The following is a 12360-nucleotide window of genomic DNA, read 5'->3' on the forward strand; positions in this document are numbered from 1 at the left end:
TTTTACAAAGAACTCTTGTAAATTCCAATAATGGCGAATTGAAAAAATATGCCCAAATTTGCTAAGTGTAGACTACCCTTTGAACATTATACCATAGTTTGCTGCAAGAACCGGAAGCACTGACATTTGTAATGTTATACTATGGAGAACAAGAAGCATTTCGTCGGCCTGACGGACGAACAAGTTCAGGAAAGCAGGAAAAAGTACGGCAATAACTTACTGACTCCTCCTGAAAGGGATCCGCTGTGGAAGCTTTTTTTGGAGAAGTTTGAGGATCCCATCATCAGAATACTCCTTATCGCTGCCTTCCTATCCCTCATCATTTCCGTTGTTCATAACGACTACGCTGAAACGATAGGCATTTTCTGTGCGATATTTCTGGCTACCGGAGTCGCTTTTTGGTTCGAAATGGACGCCAACAAAAAGTTTGACATCCTCAACAAGGTCAACGATCAGGAGCTGATCAAGGTCATCAGAAACGGCAAAATAGGTGAGGTACCCAAGACAGAGGTCGTCGTTGGCGATATCATCGTGCTGGAAACCGGAGAGGAAGTTCCCGCCGATGGAGAATTGCTGGAAGCCGTTTCACTCCAAATAGACGAGTCGACGCTTACCGGCGAGCCACTCATAGACAAAACAACGAATCCAGCTCATTTTCATTCTGACTCCACTTATCCATCCAATTGGGTGATGAGGGGCACCAAGGTAATTGATGGACACGCCACGGTGGAGGTTAAAAAAGTCGGCGACGCCACAGAGTTTGGTCAGGTAGCCAAGAAAGCCACCGAAATGACGAAGGAAGACACTCCTTTGAACAAACAGTTGGATCGGCTGGCCAAGCTCATTGGAGTAGTTGGGTTTATTCTGGCGGTGCTTACCTTTTCTGTTCTTTTCGCCAAGGACATGTTTTTTGGAGCTACCGAGGTTCCGTTGGTACAGCTTGGATCAGCAGGAATCGTCATTATAGCGATAATGGTGATTTTGGTGAAAGTTTGGCTACCTATTGTGTACGATGGTATTCAGCTGATGGGCTATGACAAAGAAGTGCCAAACAGCGTTGAGAACGGAAGCTGGTTCCGATGGCTAGCCTATGGCGTCGTAACTTTTGCCGTTTTGCTCGGTATCGGCTTCGCTGCCGGATTAGATGTAACCAGCGCTGATTCATGGGCCTCGATAGATCTGGCGAAAATCATTCTACAGCATTTCATGGTGGCAGTTACACTTATAGTCGTTGCAGTTCCTGAAGGTCTTCCTATGAGCGTTACGCTAAGCCTTGCCATGAGCATGCGGCGCATGCTGAAAACCAACAACCTGGTGCGAAAAATGCACGCCACCGAAACTATGGGGGCCACCACAGTCATTTGCACTGATAAAACAGGTACGCTCACGCAAAATCAGATGACCATTTACCAAACTGATTTCTTTGGCTTAAGAGACCAACAACCAAAGGAAAATAGTAATGCAGCCAATCTGATTAAAGAAAGTATTTCTGCCAACACAACCGCCCATCTTGACCACTCTAACCCTGATAAGAGCAAGTCACTTGGCAACCCCACGGAAGCAGCGCTGCTTTTCTGGTTGCACAAAAATGATATCGACTACCTTGAACTAAGAGAAAAGGCTGAAGTCATCGAACAGTTGACGTTTTCTACAGAACGCAAGTACATGGCTACGCTCGTTGAGTCGCCTACTCTTGGAAAAAAGGTGCTGTATGTGAAAGGGGCTCCGGAAATTGTGATGTCCAAATGCAAAGATGTAGCCTCTGATGCCACGCCAAGGCTAATCAAAGAAGTAAAGAGTGATGTAGACAATAAGCTTATTGAGTATCAGGGCAAGGCGATGCGAACACTGGGCTTTGCCTACAAAATAATAGAGGATGAAACGCCAGCCAGTATCAAAGACCTGGCTGACTTCGACTTGACATTCCTCGGTATTGTGGCCATTTCCGACCCGGTGCGGGAAGAGGTACCCAGTGCTGTGAAAGATTGCCACAATGCAGGCATTGATGTAAAGATAGTTACCGGTGACACCCCCGGAACTGCCAAAGAAATTGGCAAGCAGATCGGAGTCTGGAACGACGGCGATACCGATCTTCAAATAATCACTGGTTTAGAATTCGCTGCCCTGAGTGACGAAGAGGCACTTAAAAGAGTACAAGCGCTGAAAATCATGTGTCGTGCAAGGCCTTCTGATAAGCAAAGGCTGGTGCAGTTGCTGCAACAAACTGGCTCAGTGGTGGCTGTTACCGGCGATGGCACGAACGATGCCCCTGCATTGAACTATGCCCATGTAGGGCTTTCTATGGGATCAGGCACCTCCGTCGCTAAGGAGGCCAGCGATATTACACTGCTCGACGACTCATTCAACAGCATCGCCACAGCGGTTATGTGGGGCCGATCCCTTTATCAGAATATTCAACGGTTTATCCTGTTTCAGCTTACCATCAACGTAGCTGCCTTATCAATTGTATTTCTCGGCTCACTCATGGGCTTTGAGTTGCCGCTTACCGTCACCCAAATGCTTTGGGTCAACCTGATCATGGACACCTTTGCCGCAGCAGCCCTGGCCTCGCTCCCACCCGATCACAATGTGATGAAGAGTAAGCCCCGCCATCCAGATGATTTTATCATTACACCTGTCATGAGCAAAAACATATTGTTCGTGGGGTTCTCGTTTGTCGTGCTGTTAGTAGGAATGCTTTTCTACTTTACCAAAACAGATGGTGAAATCAGCGCCTACCACTTGTCTGTTTTCTTCACTGTGTTTGTGATGCTGCAATTCTGGAACCTGTTCAACGCTAAGGCGTATGCAACTGGCAAATCTGCCTTCCATGAGTTGGATAAAGGGGTTGGCTTTATCATCGTGGGTATTCTGATCGTCGTGGGGCAGTTTATGATCGTCGAGTTTGGCGGAGAAGTCTTCAGAACGGTACCTATCTCGCTGAATGACTGGGGAATCATCATAGCTGCTACCTCACCAGTGCTCTGGATAGGAGAAATATCCAGGCTTATTAAAAAGTAAGTTTCGGGGTACATAAAAAAAGCCGGATTTCACCGGCTTTTTTTCATCATACTCTAACACAATAAATTCTTAGGCGGGTAAGGCTTCTCTGGCGGCTCTGTCTGGGTCGTTTTTCAATTCACAGGTGTCGTTAAGCACCATCGTTTCTCCATTCTCTTTGCTGTAGGCAGCCCAAGTCGGCAAGGCTCCAGCATTAGGATCGCCGGTGCGCATGAACGAGAGCAATGAAGCCGACATCTTCTCCGACAGCTTCCTTGGCCTGCTGCCACCTCCGGTATGTGTATACATTCTGTCAGTATTGGCGTACCAGAAACAAATGTCGATACAGTGGAAGGCCCTCATGCGGCCATCGTACAGTTGGGGCTCCCAGCCAAACCAGGCCAGGTAGACAGGCGCCTGCTGGCCAGCCTTGGCATTGGACGTGTTGATGGCTCCCTGCCGGTTGGAAACAGCAAGTGCCCATACTTCAGCCGGTTTTGCCTCCGGAAAATTCGCTTTGTAGGCGTTGACTACTTTTTCGGCATCGTCGCCAAACCTTGGCTTTAGCTTTTCAACTACTCCAGCAAAATCAATCGCTTCAAGCTCAGGACTTGTGCGGGTAGGTGACCACTCATGAAAAGTAGTGCATACCATCAAAGGCATGTTGGCGGCCGCTCCGTTGGGGTCGCTGAAAAACTCATCGGCTGGCAGATGAACACCATCAGCCACAGGACCGAAGCCCCCTCTGCCGCTTCCGGAATTCAGGTTGTCTTTTCTGGCTTTGTCCATGGCTCTGTTGGCAATGTCCAGGTATTCTCGCCACGGAATTTCCTGTATCTTGTCAAGTGTGGCGGGTGTGAGCCCAGCCTCCTTCATTACATACTCGCCCAACTTCCGGGAATAGCTTTGGTCGACACCTTTGAGCATGGAACCACTCAGCGCCACTCCTTTGTGCACCAGTGGCTGAGCGGCCGGCATAGCCATGACACCCGTGACCTTGGCACCACCGCCCGACTGCCCCATAATGGTAACATTGCCTGGGTCACCGCCGAAGCTGGCAATATTGTCTCGTACCCATTCCAGAGAAGCGATGATATCCAGCATGCCCACATTGCCGGAAGAAGCATATTTCTCTCCACCTACACCCGAGAAGTCGGTAAACCCAATGGGTCCCAGGCGGTGGTTGATCGATACAAATACGACGTCACCTTTTTTGCTGAAGTTTTCGCCGTGATAACCATCCTGTTCGATACCATTTCCGTTGGTAAAGCCGCCACCGTGCAGCCACACCATTATAGGGCGCTTTTTGGCGTCAATGGCTGGCGTCCACACATTGAGACGCAGGCAGTCCTCACTGACATCGTCGTAGTTCCAATGATCGGCAAACGAGTAGTGCACGTTGGCGTAGCGATTGTCCATGATTTGAGGAGCGGTATTACCCCACCAGATCGTTGGTTTCACGTCCGTCCAGGGTTCAGGCTTCTGCGGTGGCATAAAACGGTTTTTGCCAGCCGTATCTGCTCCGTAAGGCACACCCAGGTAGGTATAGACGCCATTCAGTATATAGCCTCTTACTTTTCCTGATGTGGTATTGGCTACCGCAATATCGTCGCCGATAAATAAAAATTGTTCGTCGTCTTTTGGCTCCTCAGCCGTTGCCTTATTGGCATTGGCATCACAGGAAGTAAGCGGCATAGCTGCAGCTAAGCCTAAGCTAGCCGTTCCAAGCCCCATTTTTTGGATAAAGTCTCTTCTTTTGGTGTTCATAGTAGGCATGTCTTTTCGTTTACTTTGCTCATTAAGTTACCTAATCCCGATGATTGTTCAATGTGTCGAACTGACGTATTACATAAATGGAAAAGGAGGTACCTGCTGATATTTTTACTTCGCCAATGGATCGGGCCGCATTTGAAATTTGAACACCTTGCTGGTAGTGCCCTTGCCGCCTTCCATATGAAAAGGGGTTCGGGTGCTAATCGTTGCCCAAAGTCCTCTCCCCTTCCATCCCGCCTCAGGGTCGTCGATTCTGCCATCCATCCATTTGGTAAAAAAGCCCAGCGGATAGGGAACCCTCAACCGTACAAATTCACCATCTTTCAACGCTAACAAAGCCTCTGACTCATTACCCGTATTGATAGGTACATTTTCGCCCAGCCCCAGTGTATTGAATTGATCCACCCAGGTATAGTAGCTGGCTTCAGCGCTTCCCGATGCTTCTATGTTGGAGAATTGAGGCAGTGGTTCGGCATAGAACGTCCAACCCTCAGGGCAGTGCTGGCCTGTGGCATCCGGGCCATTGAGCGGCGCTTTACATTTGCGGCGGTCAAAGCTGGCCATGTGACCACTGGCCAATGCCACCCAGGCCACCCCATTTCTATCAACATCCATTCCACGGGGCGAAAAGCCTTCAATAGGTTCACCCGACTCCTTCAATGGAAGTTCGTAGTACTCCACCAGCGCTGTCTCAGGTGGGTTAGTACCTGGGTCAAGCCGAACCACTGCCCCGGGGTAGCCCAGCGAAGAACCCCATACTGAGCCATCAGGAGCTGGCGACACCGCATAAAGCCCTTTGGTGATGCGTTTGTCTTTTTTAGGGTCGATGGGTTGATCCGGCTCTACGTAATCGTCACGCTTGCCGTTGCCATTGGTATCGAGAATGAGCGCCGTCCAGCCCTGCGAGGCCTGCTCATCTCCGGTTTCACGGTATTTCTTTGTATTCAGCCAGCCTATCACCTGCCCGCCTCCACTGGTCCAAAGTGTGTTGTTAGCATCTTCGGCAAACATCAAATGGTGGGTGCTGAAGCAAGTCCTGATGGTGGTGTATTTTTTGGTATCAGGGTCGTATAAACCAAGGTGTCGGTACGAACGATCCACCGGAAACAATTTGGCCGAGGGATGGTCTGATCCTTCCTTACAAAAATCCGGGTTCTCAGGAAGCCCAACATTGGCCGTGATCCACACTTTGCCCAGCTCGTCCATCATGGGATTGTGCACGTTGGTTTTGCTGTCCCAAATGGCTTCATCTCCCCAGTAAACTGACGGCTCCAGCACTTCGCCGGAAACAGACTGAGTTTCGGGATCCCTTACAGTAAGGGGCACCTGATCGGTCGTGCTGGTCATGGGATCGAGCACAGGCAAATAGTCGGTACTCAACTCGGTGGCACCATAAAGCTTTCCGTTGGGGTTGACAGTTGGGTCACGGCGATCGGTCGACACCAGATCATGCATGTAGGCTTTCGGATCCGCCCAATCCCACTGGCTGATCACCACGTTTCTCTCAATCCCTTGCGGACGTGATGGTGCTTCAGGCAATTCGCCAGCAGCAATTCGATCGGTCCAGTCGGCAAACATCTTTAGGGTTCCTTCAGGCCCCATTCGATGATAGGAAGAAACCATGCTGGATCCTGCCTGGCCTGACCGCAATCGCCTCGCCCAGGCATCTACTGAGGACGGAAAAGTCCCCAAATCCGGATGAACTTCACGAGTACCCTTGCTGCCCAACTGATGACATGCAAGGCAAGTACCCGACTTGACGCTTGCCAGGTACTGCGCTTGTGTGAGCATACTTTTGGCAATGCCGTTTCCTTCAGAGCCAGTTCCAGGGAATTCACTTTTTGCCGGCGGTTGAAGTAGTGAAAACCAATAGCCACCCGGGTAATAGGCAGCGGCGGCTTTGGCATCAGGTGCTGCGACGGCTTCTAAGTCAATTGACGAGCCGGGCTTTCCCTCCTTTTTCGGTGAATCTATCAGCCCATAGCCCCTCACCCAAATGGAATAGGTAGCGTCGGGCAAATCGGGCAGCAGATATCGTCCCTGGTCGTCGGTAACTACAATTTTAGCAAACCGGGTGGGCAGATCAAACGTTTCGGCAATCACCCAGACGCCGGCCTCTGGTCCGCCGGGGCCTGTAACAACGCCGCCGATATCGTCTGCGTCCAGACCGGCCGTCGTTTTATCCGACTGGCAGGCGCTGTAAATGCCGGAAAAGAAGACTAGAATGGCTATTGCGCAGTGAATAGACTGCCTGCCGGGAAGTAATGTTTTGAGCTGGTTCATGGGTAAGTAGGTAGGTACCTACTAAAGATAACCAGCTGATTATTAAGGGCAAAGTGTTTAGTTCGTTTTGTGATGAGTCGGCCTACCTTGTCGCCGGGCGGGTGTCCGCCCATACACTCAGTTCGGCTATTCATTGTAGGCTGAACAGTTTATGTAAACTTTTTAAAGATCTCATTTCTGTTGGTATACAATTTCAAATTGTATATTTGTTTTAACTTTTACAGAGAAATGAAACTACTACTCGAAATAAAAGACGACAAGGCCGATTTCTTCATGGAATTGTTGAAAAACCTTCCATTTGTAAAGGCTCAGTGTGTGCTATCAGATAAACAGCAACTGTCGGCAGAATTATCCGAAGCTGTTGAAAACCTAAAACTGGTGTTGGACGGCAAGATGAAAGCCAAGCCTATTGATGAGTTAATCAATGAGCTATAGTGTATACTCAATTCCACCGTTCGACAGGCAGTTAAAACGTCTTTCGAAGAAATACCCCTCTTTAAAAAATGACTTTATTAGTCTGGCGAGTTCACTCCAAGAAACCCGGAACAAGGCACAGCTTTAGGAAGAAATTGTTATAAAATCAGGTTAGCCATCACGTCAAAGGGAAAAGGGAAATCTGGAGGCGGGCGGTTAATATCGAACATTGTTGTCTCTAAAAAATCTGTATACCTATTAGCCATCTACGATAAAGCTGAACACGAGACTTTGACAGACAACGAACTTTCAGAACTCTTAAAAAAGATACCCTAAATCTCCATTTCTAACAAAGCACTGCTCAGGCTCTTCCCATGTGCATCAAGTGCAAGAGAAGTGGTGACACCGCTGAGCAATGCCTTTTCGCAGACAAAGAGCAACGACGAAACGTTGGGCATTTCATACCGGATAATTTTACCCTTTACAATCCCTTCCATATGTTTGCTCACCGCCTGCACGGTTACTTTCTCGCAAAGCATCGGATAGTCCGTCTCACTGTAGGGTATCAGCGAAAGCGTGGAAGTATTTCCTTTGTCGCCTGCCCTGCTATGTGCTATGTCGTAAAGCTTCATGATTCCTTAAGTGTTACGTATGATTTAACTTTTGACCGATCCATTAGTATCGAAACGATTCCCACAACCTCATTGACGTATTTTCTGGCCCCGCCACCTCCCGCCGGGCCATTTGTGTACAAGGCTTCGACCTCCTCACCCACCAAAGCAGCCATTTCCATCGTCTGTGCTTTGCCGGCTACCCTCAACCTCACTTCAGCCGGCTCACTTTGCTGATCAAAAGCTCCTCTAAAAATAGCATTCAACCCGACATAGTCGACCCTAAGGTCATCCATTCGGTCTTTCAGCCGCTCTTCAACAATCTGTCCGGCGAGCTTTGCCTTTTGAAGTGAATTGGTGCCGGCATACGAAATTTCTCCCTCGCCCAGCCAAAATGCCTGGTATCCTACACTCACCTTAAAAGTAGCAGGTCTCGCCTTGCCACCGCCACCAGAAACCTGCACCATGTCTTTGCCAATTTCCTTTAGCTTCACGCTGGTAAAGTCGGCAATCACATCCGGCGTATAGTACTCATGAGGATTCACCACTTCGTAGAGGAGTTGTTCTTTGGCAGTCATCAGATTAACAGCACCACCAGTGCCCTCCACTTTACTAATGGTGGCTGAGCCATCAGCATCTACGTCAGCGAACGGGAAGCCCAGGTGGGCCGGATCCGGCACTTCCTTTTTACCGGGATCCATAAAATACCCCCCGGTAATTTGTCCGGCGCATTCAAGCAGGTGGCCAATCACGGTTCCTTTTCCTAATAGGTCATAATCGTCCGTTTTCCATCCAAATTCATGTACCATAGGTGCCAGAAACAGCGATGGATCCGCCACTCTGCCAGTAACAATAATATCAGCACCCGACTGCAAGGCAGGAAGAATGGCCTCTATGCCGATGTAAGCATTGGCCGAAAGGAGCTGTCCTGCTTCCTTAAGGGGGCGCCCCGTCTCCATCGCCTGCTGAGCCGGATCTATTTGCGCAAAAACGTCGTCGCCAGTTACGGCTACCACCTTTACTGACAGGTGGAGCTCCTTTGCTATTTCCAGCACTCGGTCGGCTGCGGCAAGTGGATTGGCTGCACCCATATTTGTGATCAGCCTTACTTCGTTTTTCACCAAATGTGGCAGTAGCAACCTCATCCTCCGCTCAAGCAGTGGGTCATATCCTTTGGACGGATCGGCATGTTTTCGTTTCTGAGCAAGTGCTATTGTTCTCTCGGCCAGGCATTCCAGTATCAGGTAGTCGAGCCTGCCTTTTTCTGCCAGCACAACTGCCGGTTCCAACCTGTCGCCAGAAAACCCAGCCCCCCCGCCGATTCTTATTTTTTTCTTCATGGCTCAAAAACTTATGGCTCCAATGAGCACAGACATTGTCAGCATAATCATTGTTACTAAAAAAGCCCACGGAATAGTTTTCCGCTGATGATCGCCTAAGTCCACCCCTGTGAGACCTATCAGCAAAAAAGTAGCGCCTGTGAGTGGACTTACCGGAAAACCGGTGGTCATTTGTCCCATAATGGCTGCCCTGGCTACTTCGATGGCGTCACCATTGAAATGCTCGGCGGTGGTTCCCAGCAGCGGCAACACGCCGAAATAGAATGAATCCGGATCGAACAGCAAACTGGCAGGCATGCTCACAACTCCCGTCATCAATGCCAGGTGATTGCCTATACCGGATGGAATATAATTGACGGCGGTTGCAGTCATGGCTTCTATCATGCCCGACCCTTTCAAAATGCCGGTAAAGCATCCCGCAGCAAATAAAATGCTCGCCATTAACAGGGCGGCTTTTGCATGTGCATCAATTCTCTCCCTTTGCTCTTTTAGGTTGGGGTAGTTCACCGTGATGGCTATGACAAAGGCAATCATGAAAATGACGTGAGGTGGAGCGAGGGCGGCAATGAGCGCAGTAATGGAAATGACAATCAACGCCGTATTCAGCCAGATTAATTTTGGCCGATGGAGACTGGTATCCTTTTCGATAGCCATAGTGGAATCGCTTATCTGTCCTTGCTCATTCACCCAGTTTCTCTCCTTTTTCCCCAGATACCAGGCAATTCCCAGTACTGACAGCAACCCGCAAATGACCGGAATTAAAATGGGATTGAACAACTCAGTTACCTGCACTTCCAATGCTGAAGCAGCCCTGATAGTCGGCCCTCCCCAGGGTAAAATATTCATGGTTCCAGCAGACAGGGCAACCACCGTGGCCAGCGTCGTTCTTTTCATGCCCATGGCGTCATAAAGAGGCAACATGGCAGGCACTGTCACAAGAAAGGTGACTGCACCCGAACCGTCGAGGTGGACGATCATGGCAAGAATGGCGGTAACGACAGTAATCCGTGCCGGGTCGTTGCCTGCAGCTTTCAAGAGCCGCTTGATCACCGGTTCGAAAGTACCGGCGTCCATCAGGATGCCGAAAAACAAAATAGCAAAGATGAACATCACCGCCGTGGTAGAAATCGTTTTCACTCCGTCGGTAATGTAGGTAACAATCTCAGTCGTGAAACCGCCAATTAACGCAGTGGCAATGGGGACAATGATGAGTGCCACTACAGGAGATAGTTTTTTGCTCATTACCAAAACAAGCAACAGGACTATCGTTAAGAGGCCGAGGAATGCGAGCATGGGTTATTTATTCGTCGATAAAATAGCCGCCATCGCATCCAACGCTGCGCCGTCAGGAATCGGCTTTGCTTCAACTTCAGCTCCCAATAGCATCACTTGCTTGGCGTCTGGTTTGTAAGTGGGCCATTCGGGCAGGCTCTTACCATTTGGGTTTCCGGTTTTAACGAAATTCGCCCAGTAGCCAGACATCGTTGCTTCGAGCTCCCGGTCTACGGCCTCCCATGGACGATCCACAAACTCCAGGTTGTCGTAGGCATAGGGTACTTCCCCAGTGTGAAATGCACCATATTTAGCATACTCACCGGTGCCCGGCACTTTTCGAGTGAATCGGTAGACATATACATTCGTCTTCCCCTGCTTTGCCTGCACATTGGCCCAGGCATAATTTTGCAAACCAAAGATCATGTCTCGGGAAAGATTGAGTTGTGATTGGGTCGCCTCCGCATCGTCAGACGCCGGGTAATAGGTCAACACTTTCCCGGCATTGTCGCCATACTGTTGGCTGATCTGTGCTTTGAAGTCGCTTGCATTTTTTACAGGCCCAAAAAGCAGGCCCTCGTCCTGGTTCCAGCCCGTGAGTAGGTCAACCTGATTTTGTTTACCCGCTGCGAAAATATCGGCTATGTGCGCTGGCAAAACATAACCGTCAATGATTGATCCCCTGAGGCCCCAGGGTGCTTTCATAAGCTCTTCAGGGGAAACCTTTCTCAGATCAGCCAGTGAGCCTGCACTCATCGTCTCCGCCAATTTGACTCCCGCCTCTTCTGCTTGCTGTAGGCTCGGCTGGTTTCTACCAAAATTTGCGCCGCTTTCAGGGATCGCCCTGTTAAAAAGACCCTTTGCCAGGGGTGTGGCCACCATGCAGTTAACGCTCATAGACCCGGCGGACTGGCCAGCAATCGTTACGTTTGAAGGATCGCCCCCAAACGCAGCAATATTCTCATTCACCCATTTCAACGCCGCTACCTGGTCCAGGAGTCCATAATTGCCTGAGGCCTTATTCGGCGATTCAGCAGTAAGTTCAGGATGCGCCAGAAAGCCAAACACGCCTACACGGTAATTGATACTCACAAACACAATTCCTTTCCTGGCGGTGGCCTCGCCATCGTAAATAGGCACGCCGCTACCCCCGCTTTGGAAGCCACCGCCGTAAATCCAAACCAACACTGGCAGTTTCTCTTTGGAGGACTTTGCACCAGTCCAGATATTGAGGTAAAGACAGTCTTCACTGATCGGTTCATCAGGGATCAGGAACTCTTTGCTCCACATACTGAACGGCACCGGCTTGCCTTGCATAGGACTTGCCCCAAACGAGGTACATTCTTTTACTCCCTCCCACGGTTTTACAGGCTGAGGGGCTTTCCAACGCAAATCACCGACGGGCGGTGCAGCAAAAGGGATGCCTTTGAAGCTAGTGATCTTTCCATCGGCTGTGATGCCTCCCGACACCTTCCCTGACTTGATCTGGACCAAAGAGACAGCATTTTGTCCTATGGTTGGGTGAAGACAAAGCAGTAAAGACCAAATTAAGAGGATAGCAGTTTTCATAGGTAGTTGGATAGTGATAAGCAGGTTCAGCTATCAATTTACCAGAAACGAAGTCAATTTCAATGCGTCAATAAAACATATTGACATAGGACATACAA

The 12360-nt window shown here is 49.5% G+C and carries 8 protein-coding genes; 2 read left to right on the forward strand and 6 right to left on the reverse strand.

All coding sequences use genetic code 11. The features are described 5' to 3' along the window. The first annotated feature begins 141 nt into the window (after positions 1–141). A complete protein-coding gene (locus tag GC130_RS03775; protein ID WP_151996926.1) occupies positions 142–3021 on the forward strand; it encodes a calcium-translocating P-type ATPase, PMCA-type in 2880 nt (959 codons plus the stop codon). Between the two features lie 69 nt (positions 3022–3090). On the opposite strand, the gene GC130_RS03780 is transcribed toward GC130_RS03775, so the two are convergent. Continuing rightward, on the reverse strand, positions 3091–4767 hold the full coding sequence (locus GC130_RS03780; RefSeq protein WP_151996927.1) for a carboxylesterase/lipase family protein: 1677 nt from the start codon (positions 4765–4767) through the stop codon (positions 3091–3093). A gap of 114 nt (positions 4768–4881) precedes the next feature. Further along, positions 4882–7056 (reverse strand): hypothetical protein, encoded by a 2175-nt coding sequence (locus tag GC130_RS03785; RefSeq protein WP_201568307.1) that lies wholly within the window; start codon positions 7054–7056, stop codon positions 4882–4884. Between the two features lie 228 nt (positions 7057–7284). On the opposite strand from GC130_RS03785, the gene GC130_RS03790 reads away from it, so the two are divergent. Further along, positions 7285–7491, forward strand: a complete 207-nt coding sequence (locus tag GC130_RS03790) for a hypothetical protein (protein ID WP_151996928.1) — start codon at positions 7285–7287, stop codon at positions 7489–7491. 311 nt (positions 7492–7802) lie between these two features. On the opposite strand, the gene GC130_RS03800 is transcribed toward GC130_RS03790, so the two are convergent. Genes GC130_RS03800 through GC130_RS03815 form a run of 4 tightly spaced genes read right to left on the reverse strand, consistent with a single transcriptional unit; the run spans position 7803 to position 12187 of the window. Further along, complete coding sequence (locus GC130_RS03800; protein WP_151996929.1) at positions 7803–8102, reverse strand: hypothetical protein; 300 nt, start codon at positions 8100–8102, stop codon at positions 7803–7805. Further along, entirely contained in the window at positions 8099–9421 is a 1323-nt protein-coding gene (locus GC130_RS03805; RefSeq protein WP_151996930.1) for an acyclic terpene utilization AtuA family protein, read from the reverse strand. Before GC130_RS03805 ends, GC130_RS03800 begins: the two co-directional genes overlap by 4 nt. Positions 9422–9424: 3 nt before the next feature. After that, on the reverse strand, positions 9425–10714 hold the full coding sequence (locus tag GC130_RS03810) for a CitMHS family transporter (RefSeq protein ID WP_151996931.1): 1290 nt from the start codon (positions 10712–10714) through the stop codon (positions 9425–9427). Between the two features lie 3 nt (positions 10715–10717). Further along, positions 10718–12187, reverse strand: coding sequence for a carboxylesterase/lipase family protein (locus GC130_RS03815; RefSeq protein ID WP_370455732.1), 1470 nt, complete (start codon positions 12185–12187; stop codon positions 10718–10720). Between the last annotated feature and the right edge of the window lie 173 nt (positions 12188–12360).

It is taken from the genome of Imperialibacter sp. EC-SDR9 (genome assembly GCF_902498805.1).
In the GTDB taxonomy this organism is placed as follows: domain Bacteria; phylum Bacteroidota; class Bacteroidia; order Cytophagales; family Cyclobacteriaceae; genus Imperialibacter.